The sequence below is a fragment of the Dactylosporangium aurantiacum genome (assembly GCF_000716715.1).
In the GTDB taxonomy this organism is placed as follows: Bacteria; Actinomycetota; Actinomycetes; order Mycobacteriales; family Micromonosporaceae; genus Dactylosporangium; species Dactylosporangium aurantiacum.
Genome location: NZ_JNYJ01000071.1, coordinates 59,128 through 74,142, shown reverse-complemented (window position 1 = coordinate 74,142; position 15,015 = coordinate 59,128). Strand labels below are relative to the sequence as shown.

Annotated in this window: 16 protein-coding genes; 5 read left to right on the top strand and 11 right to left on the bottom strand. The window is 73.3% G+C overall.

Annotated elements, in window-relative coordinates; genetic code table 11:
- Positions 1-353: glycoside hydrolase family 11 protein (locus OP18_RS46885; protein WP_033366684.1), on the bottom strand; the 353-nt coding region annotated here is incomplete at its 3' end.
- Positions 354-744: 391 nt separating this feature from the next.
- On the opposite strand from OP18_RS46885, the gene OP18_RS58940 reads away from it, so the two are divergent.
- From OP18_RS58940 to OP18_RS46870, 4 genes are all read left to right on the top strand, one after another.
- Positions 745-2,028 (top strand): RICIN domain-containing protein, encoded by a 1,284-nt coding sequence (locus OP18_RS58940; RefSeq protein ID WP_081971729.1) that lies wholly within the window; start codon positions 745-747, stop codon positions 2,026-2,028.
- A 535-nt stretch (positions 2,029-2,563) separates the two neighbouring features.
- Positions 2,564-2,737, top strand: a complete 174-nt coding sequence (locus OP18_RS58305; RefSeq protein WP_156090279.1) for a hypothetical protein — start codon at positions 2,564-2,566, stop codon at positions 2,735-2,737.
- Between the two features lie 145 nt (positions 2,738-2,882).
- The gene (locus OP18_RS46875) at positions 2,883-3,074 is read left to right on the top strand and encodes a hypothetical protein (protein WP_033366735.1); all 192 of its coding nucleotides are present in this window, start codon (positions 2,883-2,885) and stop codon (positions 3,072-3,074) included.
- Between the two features lie 114 nt (positions 3,075-3,188).
- Positions 3,189-3,560, top strand: a complete 372-nt coding sequence (locus OP18_RS46870) for an ArsR/SmtB family transcription factor (protein ID WP_033366681.1) — start codon at positions 3,189-3,191, stop codon at positions 3,558-3,560.
- Positions 3,561-3,801: 241 nt separating this feature from the next.
- Here the strand turns inward: OP18_RS46870 and OP18_RS46865 are convergent, their stop codons facing one another.
- From OP18_RS46865 to OP18_RS58300, 3 genes are all read right to left on the bottom strand, one after another.
- Positions 3,802-5,160 carry a cellulose binding domain-containing protein gene (locus OP18_RS46865; protein WP_052388398.1) on the bottom strand — a complete coding sequence of 453 codons (1,359 nt, stop codon included), beginning with the start codon at positions 5,158-5,160 and terminating at the stop codon, positions 3,802-3,804.
- Between the two features lie 116 nt (positions 5,161-5,276).
- Positions 5,277-5,777: a hypothetical protein gene (locus tag OP18_RS46860; protein WP_033366680.1), complete on the bottom strand. Its 501-nt coding sequence runs from the start codon at positions 5,775-5,777 to the stop codon at positions 5,277-5,279.
- A 2-nt stretch (positions 5,778-5,779) separates the two neighbouring features.
- A complete protein-coding gene (locus OP18_RS58300) occupies positions 5,780-5,938 on the bottom strand; it encodes a hypothetical protein (RefSeq protein ID WP_156090278.1) in 159 nt (52 codons plus the stop codon).
- A gap of 78 nt (positions 5,939-6,016) precedes the next feature.
- Here OP18_RS58300 and OP18_RS46855 point away from each other — a divergent pair, with 78 nt between their 5' ends.
- Positions 6,017-6,592 carry a TetR/AcrR family transcriptional regulator gene (locus tag OP18_RS46855; RefSeq protein WP_033366676.1) on the top strand — a complete coding sequence of 192 codons (576 nt, stop codon included), beginning with the start codon at positions 6,017-6,019 and terminating at the stop codon, positions 6,590-6,592.
- 36 nt (positions 6,593-6,628) lie between these two features.
- Here the strand turns inward: OP18_RS46855 and OP18_RS46850 are convergent, their stop codons facing one another.
- From OP18_RS46850 to OP18_RS46820, 7 genes are read right to left on the bottom strand one after another with little or no spacing between them, the layout of a single operon-like run.
- A complete protein-coding gene (locus tag OP18_RS46850; protein ID WP_033366730.1) occupies positions 6,629-7,819 on the bottom strand; it encodes an FAD-dependent monooxygenase in 1,191 nt (396 codons plus the stop codon).
- A gap of 10 nt (positions 7,820-7,829) precedes the next feature.
- On the bottom strand, positions 7,830-9,137 hold the full coding sequence (locus tag OP18_RS46845; protein WP_033366672.1) for a sensor histidine kinase: 1,308 nt from the start codon (positions 9,135-9,137) through the stop codon (positions 7,830-7,832).
- Positions 9,134-9,790, bottom strand: a complete 657-nt coding sequence (locus tag OP18_RS46840) for a response regulator transcription factor (RefSeq protein ID WP_211273889.1) — start codon at positions 9,788-9,790, stop codon at positions 9,134-9,136. Before OP18_RS46840 ends, OP18_RS46845 begins: the two co-directional genes overlap by 4 nt.
- A gap of 51 nt (positions 9,791-9,841) precedes the next feature.
- Positions 9,842-11,116 carry a cation:proton antiporter gene (locus OP18_RS46835; RefSeq protein WP_033366665.1) on the bottom strand — a complete coding sequence of 425 codons (1,275 nt, stop codon included), beginning with the start codon at positions 11,114-11,116 and terminating at the stop codon, positions 9,842-9,844.
- A complete protein-coding gene (locus OP18_RS46830) occupies positions 11,113-12,450 on the bottom strand; it encodes a cytochrome P450 (RefSeq protein WP_033366661.1) in 1,338 nt (445 codons plus the stop codon). The genes OP18_RS46835 and OP18_RS46830 overlap by 4 nt, the downstream gene beginning before the upstream one ends.
- Complete coding sequence (locus tag OP18_RS46825; protein ID WP_033366657.1) at positions 12,444-13,472, bottom strand: alpha-hydroxy acid oxidase; 1,029 nt, start codon at positions 13,470-13,472, stop codon at positions 12,444-12,446. The genes OP18_RS46830 and OP18_RS46825 overlap by 7 nt, the downstream gene beginning before the upstream one ends.
- Position 13,473: 1 nt before the next feature.
- The gene (locus OP18_RS46820) at positions 13,474-15,015 is read right to left on the bottom strand and encodes an NAD(P)-binding domain-containing protein (RefSeq protein ID WP_033366728.1); all 1,542 of its coding nucleotides are present in this window, start codon (positions 15,013-15,015) and stop codon (positions 13,474-13,476) included.

Sequence of the window (15,015 nt, the reverse complement as noted above, 5' to 3'; positions counted from 1 at the left end):
GCCAGGTAGCCGTTGCCGTTGACGTTGAACGTGCCGGAGTAGTTCACCGTGTGACTGGAGCCGGGTTTCCAACCCTTGCCGACGACGGTGTTGTTGATGCCGCTCCACTGCACACGGTACGAGCCGCCGGCCCCCAACGTCATGCTGACGTTGCCGCTGTCCTTCCAGTACGAGAAGAAGTAGCCGTTGTGCGTGCCGGTGGTGTTCGACGTGACGGTCCGGTCGGCCTCGGCGTTGGCGGTGCCGGTCAGCGCGACCGAGGTCGCGACGAGTGCGATGGCGCATGCGCCGCCGAGGATCAGCCTACCGCGGTAGCGCTTGCGGCGCGTGGAGGGTCCGGGGGTGTCGTTCATGCGGGCGTCCCTTCATACAGCGGGGTCGACTCTCGTCGACGGCGGCAGTCTGGATACCCCGCAACTGCATCGTCAACGATTTTCGAAACAAACGGGCGCCGGCGGAGAGAATGCCCGAGAATGACGGTCATGCTGCAGCCGCAGGGCGGCGAAAATCTGAAAATTTCACCGCGCGGCGCTGCGGTCAAACGGAATGATGCCCCGGATCCGGTCCGTGCCGCACCCGCCCGGCACGCGGATCCCGTAGACACGACGGGGCGGCCGTCATAACACTTTGCGCCTAACATTTCTGCACCATTTCTGGCGCCGGGGAATGGTCGCGACATTGACACTATTCACTGATTCGCTGACAGTGGGTGCGTATTGCTCCTATCGGTCCCTGGAGAGTGGAATGAGCAAACGAACAGCGGCCGGCGCCTGGCTGACGGCCGTCTTCGTCGCGGTCACCACCGCGGTCCTGGCATTCGGTGCGACCTCGGCGGACGCCGCGGTCGGCGGATCTGGGCCCTACCCGGCCGACTACGAGACCGCGAGCACCCTGCCGAACCACACCATCTACCGCCCGCAGAACCTTCCGGCCGGACGTCTGCCCGTGTTCGTCTGGGGAAACGGGGGCTGTTCGGGCAACGGGCTGGACCAGCAGAACTTCCTGCGCGAGATCGCCTCGCACGGCTTCCTGGCCATCGCGAACGGCGCTCCGGGTGGTTCCGGCAGCACCAACTCGACGATGCACACCGCATCCATCGACTGGGCCGTGGCTGAGAACGGCCGGTCGGGCAGCAAGTACTACGGCAAGATCGACACTTCGAAGATCGCCGTCGCCGGCTGGTCGTGCGGCGGGCTGGAGGCGTACGCCGTTTCCAACGACCCACGGGTCACCACCACCGCCATCTTCAGCAGCGGCCTGCTCAACGACGCCGACGACTACCAGCTCCGGCGGTTGACCAAGCCGATCGCCTACTTCATCGGCGGCCCCAGCGACATCGCCTACCCGAACGCCATCGACGACTGGAACAAGCTGCCGTCCGGGCTGCCCGCGTTCATGGGCAATCTCAACGTCGGACACGGCGGCACGTACGGCCAGACCAACGGCGGCGAGTTCGGTCGCGTCGCGGTGCTCTACCTCAAGTGGCGCCTGAAGGGTGACACGGCGGCCGGCACCAACTTCGTCGGTGCCAACTGCGGACTGTGCAACACCCAGTGGCAGGTGCAGCAGAAGAACCTCACGCTCGGCGACACCCCGCCGAGCAGCCCACCGCCCAGCAGCCCGGCGCCCAGCAGCCCGGCGCCCAACCCGACCGGCCAGCTTCGCGGGGTGGGTTCCAACCGTTGCCTGGACGTCAACGGGCAGAGCCAGTCCGACGGGACGCCCGTGCAGATCTGGGACTGCCACGGCGGCGTCAACCAGCGTTGGACGGCGACGTCGAGCAACCAGCTGACCGTGTACGGCACCAAGTGCCTCGACGCTTCGAGTACTGCCGCCGGTACCCGGGTCCAGATCTGGACGTGCAACGGCGGAGCGAACCAGCAGTGGCGGTTCAACGCCGACGGCACCGTCACCGGCGTCCAGTCCGGCCTGTGCCTGGACGTGACCGGCCGTGGAACGGCCAACGGCACGGCCGTGGTGCTGTGGACCTGCAACGGCGGGACCAACCAGCGCTGGACCCGTTCCTGACCGTCGGCTGAGGTCAAGGACCGCCCGGACGACGGCCACGGACCATCAACGCCGCCCCCGCCGGTGAGCGTTGATGGTCCGTGGGGTGCCGTTGCGTTGCCCGTCGCGTGATGCGGTGCGACTGGTCCTGTGGCCGGCGCGGATGGCGGTCCCGGGCGGCACCGGCGCTCCGCCGGGACGGCCGGCGGCGTGATCCGCGACGTGATCGGCCGCTTGACCGGCCGAGGTGATGCCGGCGGCGCGGCGGTCGTCGCGGCCGGCGGTCCGCCGCCCGCACCCCGCCCGCCGCGGCCGAAGCCGCCTGGTACGCCGACACCGTGCTGTCCGACGGCAAGCCGGTCGAGTTCGGCGTGCACCCACCCGCCTCCTCGCTCAAGGTGGACACGCTCGCCGCGGGGCTCATCCACGGGTACGCCATCGACTCCCACCGGACAGCACCAGCCCGAAGGACTTCCCGCGCAGCCACCAGGTCGCCGGCCGGCCGCGCGGCGGGGAGACCGTCAACCCCAGACAGATCCCAGGGTTCACCGATGCGATGGCCGACAACGTCACGTACGCGATGAGCAAGGTCGCCGCGGCGACCGCATCCGACATGAACGGCCGACCGGCGGCGGGCAAGACCGGCACCTGGAAGTTGCGCGACACGTCCGACAACGCGCGGCCCGCGTCCGCGGCGGCGGGGAAAGGCTGGGACGATCGGTGCCCGTGAGCCCGGAATCGGCCTGGAGCGGCGCATCGCGCGGTCGGGCCGCAGCTGGCGGCGCCCCGGGCGATGCGCGGGATCGGGGTGCGGTTGGTTCCGGGCCGCGGAGGGTATCCGTCCGGTGAACGACGACGTGCACGGGAGGACGACCATGCTGCCGAAAATGATCGCCCGGTGGGCGGTGGCCGCGATCGCGGTGCCGCTCGCCATCGCCGGGGCCAGGAAGGTCAGCGAGCGGATGGAGGCGCGCCGCGGGTCGACGCGGGCCACGCGGCTGCTGCGCCGGGGTGTCTCCGCGGCGGAGCGGATGACCGGGCGCAAGCGCCGCCGCTTCGCCTGGTGACGGCGGAAGCAGCGGGCCGAGGGGCGGCGGGCCCGAGTCCCGCCCTCCCGGCGGTCTGACGACGCCGGGTGCTGATCCCGGTTCCGCCAGCGTATCGATGGTATTGGTGGAACGATGGAAGCCGTGGGAACTGCGACAACTGCTATGCCTGCTGTCTCGCCGCTTGCCGGCGATCCGATCGAGCGTGCCGATGCCGAGCGGCTCGCGGGAGTGCTGAAGGCATTCGCCGACCCGGCCCGGCTGCGCTTGCTCAGTCTGATCCAGTCCGCTCCGGACGGCGAGGCGTCCGTGACCGACCTCACCGCGCCGCTTGGCCTCTCCCAGCCGACCGTGAGCCATCATCTTCGGATCCTCACCGAGGCCGGCCTGCTCGAGCGCGAGAAGCGCGGCGTCTGGGCCTACTACCGCCTGGTGCCGTCCGCGATCGCGGCGATCGCCGACCTGTTGACGCCGCCCCGCAAGCGGGCGACGAAGAGGGCCCGCTGAGCCACACTGTCGAAGGCGACGAGCGCGCCGGACATCGGCAGGTCCACCCTGTCGGCGCCGTACGCAGACCGGAATCCCGGCACGTTGAATCTTGACGTCGATGCCCGTGTACCGCCTGGTGGGCGGGTGGCAGGACGAGGACACCGAGACGTGGCCGGTCGTGTGGTCCCTGGTGCGGGCGATGGCGGGCGATCGGCGAAACCCCGCTGCACAGCGCCGGCCGCGGCCCGGAGCGTGGCGGCTATCTGAGCGTGCAGCTGACGGCGGTCACCGGCTGGTTCTGACCGCTGACGACCATGCCCCAGCTGGTGGTGGCGGCGGGTGGGATGACCGCGTTGTACGGCTGGTTGGTGGCGGTCACCTCGGCGCCGGTCTGGGTGGTGACCGCGTTCCAGGAGCTGGCGATGCGTTGCGTGCCGGGGAACGTGAGCGACGTCGACCAACCGGCCGACGCCGTGGCGCCGGTGTTGCGGACGGTCACCTCGGCCTGGTAGCCGCCGTCCCACGTGCCGGTCACGACGACGGTCGCGCTGCAGCCGCCGGTGGAGCCGCTCGACGAGGGCGACCGCGACGGCGACCGCGAGGCCGACGGCGAGACGGACCGCGACGGCGACACGGACACCGACGCCGAGGGCGACGACGGCGACGACGGTGAGGCCGACCCGCCCGTCGTGGTGTAGGTCGCCTTCGTGTACGCCGGGCCGCACTGTGTCGAGCAGGTGGACGGCAGCGCGAAGCTGTACTCGCGGCCGCCGAACAGCGGCGCGTCCGCGGCGTCCGTGGCCCGGATCCGGAACTGCGTCGCGCCCGACGTGGTGCCGCCGATGATGAACGACTGGCCCATGTCGCGGTTGGGCTGGGCGGCGTGCCAGGCGCCGTCGGCGTAGTACTCCACGCCGTGGATGCCGTTGGGCAGGTGGGACACGGCGATCGCGGGCCACCAGCGCTGGGCGCCGGCCAGGAAGCCGATCTGGATGTCGCCGGAGTAGCCGGGCGCGGGGATGAAGTTCCAGTCGACGTGCCGGTTGTTCCAGTGGTTCGGGTAGAGGTCGCCGAGCGTGGTGCCGTTCTTGGCGAAGCGGTTCAGCGACGCCTTGGACAGGTCCAGGTGGTACGGGTCGTCGCGGCACCAGGCGTTGGTGTCGGCGCAGCTGTCGGCGACGAGCATGTTGAGCACGCCGCCGTTGTACGCGTCGGCGGTCCACGCACCGTTGCGGCAGAACGGCTGGCCGAGGGCGCCGTCGTTGGTGCCGGTGCAGTAGTCGGCGATCTTCACCTGGACCCAGCGCCCGCAGTTGCGGCCGTTGTCCCACACGCCCATCTTGGCCGCGTCCGCCGGCGGCACCGGGCGGGTGAAGTAGCTGCCGTCGCCCGGCGTGTCGAAGACGTTGAGGGCCACGAAGTCCTGCGTCTCCAGCTCCGCCTGCGGCAGCCCGCAGCCGCCGTACGGGGAGCCGAGCCCGTCGAAGTAGGTCGCGTTGCCGGTCACCGGCGTCGCCGGGGCGGGCACGGTCGCCTGGGCGGAGGGCTGCTGCAGGTACACCACGAGCAGGGCGGCGCACGCACCGGCGGCACCCAGGACGGCGAGCCTCTTCCTCATGCCGGCAACGCTTCCGCCGCCGGTGACCGGCCGTCAACGCCCGCCGCCGGGACCGGGCGCTGACCTCGGCGCCCGGCCCGAAACTTCCACGGCGGAGCGTGCCCGGCGCCGCCGCGCTACGAGGTCACCGCCGTGCGGCGCGCGCCGAGGCCGGTGACGCCGCGCGGCTTGTACACCGACAGCACCGTCGCGGCGACGAGCAGCAGCAGACCGGCGCCCGCATGGACGAGCGGCGACGGGTCGCGCAGCTGCGCCAGGGACGAGGAGGGGTCCGCGGCGCGGTCGGCGAGCAGCCCGAGGGTCTGTGTGTACAGCAGCAGCACGACGGTGGCGACCACGTTGATCAGGAGCTTGAACAGCACCCAGTAGTGCCGCACGAGACCCCACACCGTGCCCAGGGACTGCACCACGCCGGTCAGCAGCGACGCGACGCTGACCGGCACGAGCACGACCCGGCCGAGCACGTCCATCGCCAGGTACGCGGCCCGGACCACCTGCACGTCGGGCGAGGTCAGCGCGGCGAGCGCCAGGGCGAGGGACGCCGCGACCGCGCCGAGCCAGCCGACCGACGCGGTGACGTGCACGGTGAGCATCGCCCTGCGCAGCGGCGGCGCCATCCTCACCGCAGCCACCCGGCGACCCGGTCCACGGTCGTGGACGCCGAGGCGCCGTGCCCGCCCATGTGCCGTCCCGGGCCGTGCCCGCCGAGCAGCGCGACGACCAGCAGCACGACGAACAGGACCGCCACGGCACCGACGATCTTCACCCAGCGCGGCATCTCGCCCTCCTTTTTCAAGACACTATGTCTACGATCGACTCATAGTGTCACGGTAGCGGCGGGACGTACAGTGGGGAGGTGCCGAAGTTGTGGAACGACACGATCAGCGAGCATCGCCATGCCGTGCGGGACGCGGTGCTGGACGCCGCGGCGGCGCTGGTGCACGAGCACGGGCCGACCGGGGTGACGATGTCGCAGCTGGCCACCGCCGCCGGGATCGGCCGGGCCACGCTGTACAAGTACTTCCCCGACGTGCAGGCGGTGCTGCTCGCCTGGCACGAGCGGCAGGTCGGCGGGCACGTCCAGCAGCTCGCCGCGGCCCGCGACGCGGCCGGGGAACCCCTCGACAAGCTGGCGGCGGTGTTGCGCACGTACGCCCTGATCGGCCACCGGCACCACGGCACCGACCTCGCCGCCGGGCTGCACCGCGGCCCGCACCTGGCCGAGGCCGAGCAGCAGCTGCTCGCGCTGATCCGCGACCTCATCGCCGACAGCGCCGCGGCCGGCGACGCGCGCACCGACGTGGATCCCGCCGAGCTCGCCCAGTTCTGCCGGCACGCGCTCGGCGCCGCGGCGGACCTGCCCTCCGAGGCGGCGGTCGACCGGCTCGTCACGGTCACGATCGCCGCGATACGACCGCAGCCGCGCCAGTGAACGGACCCGGGTTCTCAACCGGATCCGCCGGCCGGCTCAGCCCTCCATGAGGGTGGCGATCCGGCGGGCGGTGGCGCGGTCGCGCAGCAGCTCGCCGAGCACGTCGCGCAGGGCGTCGCCGGTCTCGTCGCCGGACTCGAGGACGACCTGCAGGCGGGTGAGCGCGAGCGTGCGGAGCACGGCCGGGTGCCGCTGCTGCTGGTACGCGTCGAGCCGGGCCTGCGGCGCGCCGCCGCGCAGGACCGCCGTGAGGTGCTCGCCGAGCGCGACGGCGTCGAGCAGGCCGGCGTTGATGGCCGAGCCGCCGCCGCTGAAGATGTGCGCGGCGTCGCCGGCGAGGAAGATCCGGCCGTCGCGGTACCGCTCCGCGTGCCGGCTGTTGGCGACGACGCTCCTCGCGGCGTGGGAGGTCGTGTACGGCAGGTCGGCCCCCAGGACGCGGCGGAGGCTGGCCCGCAGCTCCTCGTCGCCGAGCTCGTCGGTCGGCTCGCTGTCGCCGCGCGGTTCGTGCGTGCTGACGATGTACAGGTCGTTCGGGGCGGAACGGTCGAGGGCGTCGACGGGGGCGATGGTGATCGACCCGCCTGCGGTCCGGTTGGGCCGGAACGTCGGCAGCGGTCCGATGCCGCGCAGCTCGACGCGGTCGCCGGCGCGGGTGACGGCGTCCGCCGGGATGGTGACCCGGGCCAGCCGGGAGATGTCGGCGCTGGTGACGCCGGGGAAGCCGATGCCGAGGCGCTTGCGCACGAAGCTGCGCGCGCCGTCGCAGCCGACGAGGTACCGGGCGCGCAGCCGCACGGGTGAGCCGCCGGCCGTGGCCTGGACGGTGACCCCGTCGCCGTCCTGCTCGAGCCCAGTGACCTCGTGCCCGCGCAGGACCGTGGCGCCGAGGCCCACCGCGCGCTGCGACAGCAGGTGCTCCAGCCGGTGCTGCGGCACCGGGAGCACGTGCAGCGGGCTGCGCAGCAGGCCGAGCTCGAGGGTGAGCGGGCCGAAGCGGAAGCGCGGCGGCCGCACCACACGCAGCCCGGTGCCGCGCAGGAGCTTGCGGCGGCGCAGCTCCAGGACGGCCCGGCCGACGACACCGTTGCCCTTGGGGGTCTGGACCGGCTCGGCGGCGCGGTCGAGCACGACCGCCCGGACGCCGGCGGCGGCGAGGTCTCCGGCGAGCAGCAGACCGGTCGGCCCGGCGCCGACGACGACCACGTCGAGGATGGATGCGACCATGGTTGTCAACCTAACTTGACACACCACCTCCGTCAACCTTTGTTGACACGGCACTCGGGGACGCGGTCGGCAGGCGGACGGTGAAGGTGGCACCGACGCCCGGCCGGGCGTCGGCGGTGATGGTGCCGCCGTGGCTGGTGACCACCTCGCGGAGCAGGGCGAGGCCCAGGCCGTACCGGCGCTCGCCCGCGCCCGCACCGCGGTGGAAGCGGTCGAAGATGCGTTCGGCGTCGGCGGGGTCGAAGCCGGCGCCGGTGTCGGCGACCACGATCTGGGCGACGCCGCCGCCGGGGTCGAGCACGGTCACCCCGACGCTGCCGCCGTCCGGCAGGTGGGTGAGGGCGTTGGTGAGCAGCTCACCGAGCACGCGGCGCAGGGCCGACTCGATGCCGGGCACGGGCACGGGACGGTTCGGGGCCGTCAGCGACAGGGTCTGGCCGCGCTCGGCGGCGCGGTTGGTCTCCGCGGCGACCGCGTCGGCGGCGAGGGCCGCCAGGTCGACCGGGGTGACCGGCCGCTGACCGGCCCGCTCGGCGCCGAGCCGGGCCGACAGCAGCAGCTCCTCGACGATCTCCCCGAGCCGCCGGGTGCCGTCCACGAGCCGCTCCAGCTCGCGCTGGTCGACCGCCACCCACACCCCGGCGGCCGCTGGCACGGACACCGGCGCCGCGGCGGGAACGGTCGGCGTGGCGGCGCGGCGGGCCAGCAGCTGGGCGCGGGTGTGGACCTGGGCGATCGGGGTGCGCAGCTCGTGGCTGGCGTCGGCGACGAACCGGCGCTGCCGGTCGAGCGCGTCGATCAGCGGCGCGACGGCGCGGCGGCCGACCAGCACGCCGGTCAGGACCGCGGCGAGGAGCCCGACGAGGGCCGCCAGGGTGAAGGCCCACAGCAGGTGCCGGCGGTCGGAGATCTGGAACCGGGCGTCGAACACGACCTGCGTGACCGTGTCGCCGCGGCGTTCGGTGTGCACGTAGTAGACGGTGCCGTTACGGGCGACCGTGACGTCCTGCGCGTCGCCGGTGACCAGCGCCCGGTCGGCGGCGTCGCGCAGCGGGAAGCCCGGCGGCGGTGGGTTGTTCACCGCGGCCAGGACGCCGTGGTCGAGCCGGAGGACCCAGCTGCACGCGGGCGGCCCGGCCACCGCGCCGTTCGCCGCGCCCCAGGCCAGCTCCCGGCGGATCTGCTCCTCCTGGCTGTGCACCAGCAGGGCGTAGGAGATCCCGCCGACCAGTGCCAGCAGCGCCGTGATGGCCAGTCCCGCGCCGAGGCCGAGCCGCAGCCGCGCCCGGCGCACGAGCGCGACCTCCGGGCTCGTCACAGGCCGCCCAGCCGGTACCCGAGGCCGTGCACGGTGCGGATCACCGTACGGCCGAGCTTTCGGCGCAGGTAGTAGACATAGGTGTCCACGATGGACGACGCGGCGGCCTCGTCGAAGACCCGCCGGCGCAGCTCGGCCCGGGAGTGCACGCCGGTCGGGCGGGCGGCGAGCACCCGCAGCAGCTCGAACTCCCGGGTCGACAGGGCCACCCGGGTGCCGTCGGCCAGGACCACGTCACGCGCGGCGAGGTCGAGCCGGCCGGTGCCGATCGGCAGCAGCTCGCCCGGCGACGGTGCGCGCCGGCACAGCGCCCGCACCCGGGCGCTGAGCTCGACCAGGTCGAACGGCTTGGCCAGGTAGTCGTCCGCGCCCGCGTCGAGCCCGGCGACCCGGTCGCCCACGGCGCCGAGCGCGGTGAGCATCAGCGCCCGGGCCGGCACCGCCCGCGAGCGCAGCCGGGCGACCAGGTCCAGGCCGTCCAGGGCGGGCAGCAGCCGGTCGATGACCATCACGTCGTACGGCCGGGTCAGCCCCAGATGCAGTCCACGCTGCCCGTCGCGGGCGTGGTCGACGTGGTAGCCCTCGTCGGTCAGGGACCCGGTCAGCAGCTCGCCGAGCTCCGCGTCATCCTCGACCAGAAGGAGCCGGTTCATGCGCATCCATCGACACTTTCACATATGGTGCGGGTGCGTGAATGGCCGTCGTCACTTTCGAAAAACGGAGTCCACCAGGTCCGCGCCGGCGGGCGCCGGGCTCGTCCTGGCCTCGCGGCGCTCGATCCAGCTCAGCAGCGGCGTCGTCATCAGGGTGGTGACCAGGGCAACCAGCACCAGCACGGTGAACAGGGCCGGGGTGACGACGCCCGCCTCCAGGCCCACGTTGAGCGCGATGAGCTGCATCAGCCCCCGGGCGTTCATCAGCGCGCCGACGCGCAGCGCCACACCGTTGGGCTCGCCGCGCAGCCGGGCCACGGCCCAGCAGGCGCCGAACTTGCCGGCGATGGCGACCGCGACGCAGGCGAGCGCGAACAGCAGCACGGCCGGGTCGCCGAGCAGCCCGAACTCGGTGCGCAGGCCGGAGAACGTGAAGAACAGCGGCAGGAACACGATGGCGGCCACCGGGGTGAGGGTGTCGACGACCTCGTCGGTGCGGGCGGTGTGCGGCGTGACCACCCCGACGGCGAACGCGCCGAAGACCGCGTAGAGCCCGATCTCGTCGGTGTACCAGGCCACCAGGAACAGCAGCACGACCATGCCGAGCAGCCGCGCCCGGTCGCCGAGGCGGTCGTCGCCCATCAGGGCGCCGGTCAGCCGCCGGCCGGCGAACCACAGCACCAGCGCGAACAGGACCGCGCCGCCGCCGGTGACGATCGCCGGGCCGGGCCGGCCCGTGGCGACGGCGAGCACCACGGCGAGCATGATCCACGCGGCCATGTCGTCGATCGCGCCGCTGGCCAGCGAGAGCGAGCCGTGCCGGGTGCCGGCGTGGCCGCGCTCGGTGATGATCCGGGCGAGCATCGGGAACGCGGTGATGGCGAGGGCGACGCCGACGAAGGCCGCGGTGACGCCGAGCGGGACGCCCGCCTTCTGTACCGGCACGACCCCGGCGGTGAGCAGCACCAGCAGCGCGCCGAGCAGCAGCGGCGCCGTCACCCCGGCCAGGGAGACCGCGCCGGCGGTGCCCGCCAGCCGGGTCGTGCGGTGCCCGGTGAACGCGTAGCCGGCCTGGAACATGAACAGCACGAGCCCGACCTGCCCGACCACGTACAGGACCGGCAGCAGCGGGGCCGGGAACAGCGCGTGCTGCACGCCGGGGAACAGCAGGCCCAGCAGCGACGGGCCGAGCAGCACGCCGGCCAGCATCTCGCTCACCACGGCGGGCTGGCCGGCCCGGCCGAGCAGCCAGGCGACGGCCTTGCAGAACAGCAGGATCACCGCGACGGCGATGAAGAACCTCGGTGCGAGCTCGGTGGGCGTCACGGGCGGACCTCCTCGAAGTGGGTGGTGCACAGGCGCTGGCGCCGGGCGTCGACGACCATCCAGGTGCCGAACGCGAGCTGCCGCAGCGAGCGTGGGACCCCGGCCCACCGGTCGCGGTGCCGCATGGCCGCCAGCCGCAGCCGTCCGGGGCCGGCGGACCCGGCCGGTGTCAGGTACGCGGGTCCGCGGCTGGGCAGCGAGCGGGTGTGCGCGGCGGAGGACGCCAGGGCGTAGCGGCGCAGCACCTCACGGGTGGCGGCGCGCAGCATCGCCGGGGCCGCCCCGCGGGCCGGGCAGGCCCGGTTGGCCACCACGCCGTACGGGATGAAATGCGCGTCCCGCCGGGCGAGCGTCAGCCAGCGGTCCGGGTCGAACGCGTCGTCCGCGGCCGGCCCGGTGCGCTGGAAGGCGAGGTAGTTGAACAGCAGGACGGACCCGGCCGGGAGGGTGACCCGCTCGTCGACGACGATCGGCGCCGAGGTGATGCGGTGCGCGACCCCGAACAGCGGGTGCACCCGCAGCGTCTCGTCGACGCACCGGTCCAGCGCGTCGTCGTCGTCGGGGTCGGGCACCGCGCCGGCGTGCGTGGCCACGTTGAGCAGCACGTGCGCCATCGCCTCGGACATCTGCACCACCGCGGTGTTGAAGAACGCGCCCTGCAGGTACCAGGCGGTCTCCTGCTCGGTGAACGGCGGCGGCAGCAGGACCGGGCAGGTGCCGCGCCCGATGCGGCCGAGCAGGTAGCGGGTCAGCCGGTCGCGGCGGTCCATGTGGCGCAGGCCCGTGCCCTTGAGCGCGGTCACGACGTCGTCGGCGTTCGCCACGATCAGGTCGCGGGCGTCGGGTGGGCAGGGTTCACCGAAGACCAGCTCGAAGTACACCTCGGCCCAGACCGGCATCATCAGGTCGCGCAGTCGCGTGTGGACGGTCCGGCCGGCCGGCAGCCGGTCGAGGCGGCGGCGGGTGGCGCTGGTCGCCAGCTCCTCGCAGCGGGCCCGGGGCACGGCGAGCACCTGCCGGGTCGTCTTCGCCACGGTGCGGTACCGCTCCCCCGGTTCCAGATGTTCCTGATGCATCTGCGGGCCGGGGGCGAGCCAGTACCAGAACAGGTCGGACAGGCCCGCGCCGCGGCTGCGCCCGTCGGCGGCCGGGTCGGCGTAGACGCGCTCGAAGTGCTCCGCGCCGACCAGGGGGCCCGGGATCGGGATGCCCTCGACCCCGTTGACCCGCCTGAAGATCCACTCGCGCAGCGCGACGACCGCGGCCGGCAGCCAGCGCGGCATGCTCCACACCACGCAGCCGCCGGCCGCGGCGATCGCCAGCGCCGTCAGCATCGGGCCGCCACGAGATCGCCGGTCAGGTCGGCCGGCCGGCGCGCACCGGCCAGTGCCAGCGCCCGGTCCAGGTCCTCGCGCAGCAGGTCGAGCACCTGCCGCACCCCGTCGGCGCCGGCCGCGGCGAGCCCCCACAGCACGGGCCGGCCGACGAGCACGGCGCCGGCGCCCAGGGCGAGCGCGGCCAGGATGTCGGCGCCGCACCGGATTCCGCCGTCGAGCAGGACCGGCACCTGCCCGCCGACGGCCTTCACGACCGCCGGCAGCGCGTCCACCGTCGCCACCGCGCCGTCGAGCTGCCGGCCGCCGTGGTTGGACACCAGGACCGCGGACACCCCGTGCTCGACCGCGAGCAGCGCGTCGGCCGGGTGCAGCAGTCCTTTGAGGACGATCGGCAGCCCGGTGACGCCGCGCAGCCAGTCGATGCGCTCCCAGCCGAGGTCCGCGTCCATCACGATGTCGCGCACCCGGCCGGTGCCGTCGCGCAGGTGCTCGCAGACGAGCCCGGCCGGCAGGTCCGTGAAGCCGTTGCGGCGGTCCCGTTCCCGGCGGCCGAACACCGGCGAGTCCACCGTCACCACCAGCGCCCGGCAGCCGGCCCGCTCGGCCCGCCGCACGACGGCCGCGGTGAACTCGAGGTCCGGCTGCGGGTACAGCTGGAACCACAGGGGGCCGCCCGCCGCGGCGATGTCCTCGACCGGGGTGGTCGCGGCCATGCTGACGACCAGCACGGTCCCGGCGGCGGCGGCGCCGCGGGCCGTGGCGAGCTCGCCGTCGGGGTGCGCGAGCCGGTGGAACGCGGTCGGCGCGACCAGCAGCGGCGCGCTCAGCTCGGTGCCGAACAGCGTCGTGCGCAGATCCCGCGGGCCGGTGGCGCGCAGCACCCGCGGCAGCAGCCGGAGCCGCTGGAAGGCCTCCTCGTTGGCCCGCAGGGTCCGCTCGTCACCGGCTCCGCCCGCGAAGAAGTCCCAGTGCGCCGGGTCGAGCCGGGCCCGCGCCCGCGCCGCCAGCTCGGTGAGCATCTCAGGCGCCCGCCAGACAGCGCTCGACGAACGCCCGCAGCGGCCGCACGTGGACGTCGGGCCGGTCCCACTGGTTCTCCAGGTTCTCCGCCAGGTGGTGCACCCCGGCGACCCGACCGTCGCGGTGCCAGCGCACCACCGGGTGCAGGTAGGCGGCGGCGTGCGCCTGCCCCGCGACGTCCTGCGCGACGCGGCGCACCGTGATGTCGAACGGGTCGACCTGGTCGTGCTCCGGGCCGTACTCCAGCGTCACGACGAACGCGTGCTCGGCCGGGCCCAGGCCGGCGCGGGCGAAGTAGTCGACGGGGACCTCCTCGTGGTACCGGGCGTCCGCCCCGGCGACGGTGACCACGTCGGCGAGGAAGCCGAACTGCTGCCACAGCGCGGAGGTCCGGTTGACCCGCTCGATGACGGCGTCCGCGATGGACTCCGGCGTCGCGTCGAGCTTCCCGGCCGGCCACGGCTCGCCGGCGTAGCGCCGCTCGAGGATGCGGTGCAGCGCCCGCACGGCGTAGCGGAAGCCGTGGATGAAGCCGCTCGTGGACTTCTTGAAGTCCCGGACCTGGGAGATGGTGCCGGCGAAGAACAGGTCGGGCACGTTCACCGACTCCCACTCGTCGGTCTGGGCCGGGAACCGGTCCCGGATCACCAGCTCGGGGCGGCACGACCCGTCGAAGATCGAGGCGTCGAACCGGAACCCGGTGCAGGCCAGGACCCGGTCGTAGCGCAGCTCCTTCACCACCTCGTCGGCGCGGGAGAAGCTGAACGTGACCCGGTAGCCGTCGCCGGCGCGCTCGATGCGGCGGATGTCGCCGTCCAGGATCGCGTTGGCCGACTTGAGCTGGTAGGTGTCCAGGAAGTTGTTGTTGACCGCGCGAAGGTGCCCGACGTAGTGGGTGCGCCAGGCCATCCGCACCGCGCTCGGGCCGGCCACGTGGATGACCGTGGTGGTCTCCATCAGCGCGTCGGCGGTCTCGAACGCGGAGTTGCCCTTGCCGATGACGAGCACCCGCTGGTCGAGGTAGTCGTCCGGGTCGACGGGCATCTCGTCGTACCGCTCGACCAGCTCGAAACCCTCGATGTCCGGCTCGTACGGCCGCGACACGCCGGTCGCGACGACGAGCCGCTTCGCGGTGAACGTGTCGTCCCCGGCCCGGACGGTGAACCCGGCCTCGTCGCGGGACACCCGGGTGACCCGGGTGTCGTAGCGGACCTTGACGGTGCGGGCGAAGTCGGCCAGGTAGCGCAGCATGTCGTCGGCGTGCGGGAAGTACCGCCGGCTGTAGTGCTTGAACAGCAGCGAGTCGTCGTCGGTGAGCAGCGAGTTCCAGTCCAGCCGCAGGTTGAGCTCCGGGTCGTCGCTGCCGGTGTGCGGCTTGTTGATGGAGATCAGCTGCCGGTGCCGGGGGAAGCGGGTGAAGAACGCGCCCGGCACCGATTCGCCCTCCAGCACCAGGTACGACCGCCGGCCCTCGGCCTCCAGCAGGGCCGCGAGCTGCAGGCCGGCCGGGCCGGCCCCGATGATCAGATAGTCGAGCGTCAC

Bases quoted from the DNA above. Each gene is read 5' to 3' on its own strand.
- OP18_RS58940 (WP_081971729.1), top strand. From the start codon at position 745: ATGAGCAAACGAACAGCGGCCGGCGCCTGGCTGACGGCCGTCTTCGTC.
- OP18_RS58305 (WP_156090279.1), top strand. From the start codon at position 2,564: ATGGCCGACAACGTCACGTACGCGATGAGCAAGGTCGCCGCGGCGACC.
- OP18_RS46875 (WP_033366735.1), top strand. From the start codon at position 2,883: ATGCTGCCGAAAATGATCGCCCGGTGGGCGGTGGCCGCGATCGCGGTG.
- OP18_RS46870 (WP_033366681.1), top strand. From the start codon at position 3,189: ATGGAAGCCGTGGGAACTGCGACAACTGCTATGCCTGCTGTCTCGCCG.
- OP18_RS46865 (WP_052388398.1), bottom strand. From the start codon at position 5,160: ATGAGGAAGAGGCTCGCCGTCCTGGGTGCCGCCGGTGCGTGCGCCGCC.
- OP18_RS46860 (WP_033366680.1), bottom strand. From the start codon at position 5,777: ATGGCGCCGCCGCTGCGCAGGGCGATGCTCACCGTGCACGTCACCGCG.
- OP18_RS58300 (WP_156090278.1), bottom strand. From the start codon at position 5,938: ATGCCGCGCTGGGTGAAGATCGTCGGTGCCGTGGCGGTCCTGTTCGTC.
- OP18_RS46850 (WP_033366730.1), bottom strand. From the start codon at position 7,819: ATGGTCGCATCCATCCTCGACGTGGTCGTCGTCGGCGCCGGGCCGACC.
- OP18_RS46840 (WP_211273889.1), bottom strand. From the start codon at position 9,790: ATGAACCGGCTCCTTCTGGTCGAGGATGACGCGGAGCTCGGCGAGCTG.
- OP18_RS46830 (WP_033366661.1), bottom strand. From the start codon at position 12,450: ATGCTGACGGCGCTGGCGATCGCCGCGGCCGGCGGCTGCGTGGTGTGG.
- OP18_RS46825 (WP_033366657.1), bottom strand. From the start codon at position 13,472: ATGCTCACCGAGCTGGCGGCGCGGGCGCGGGCCCGGCTCGACCCGGCG.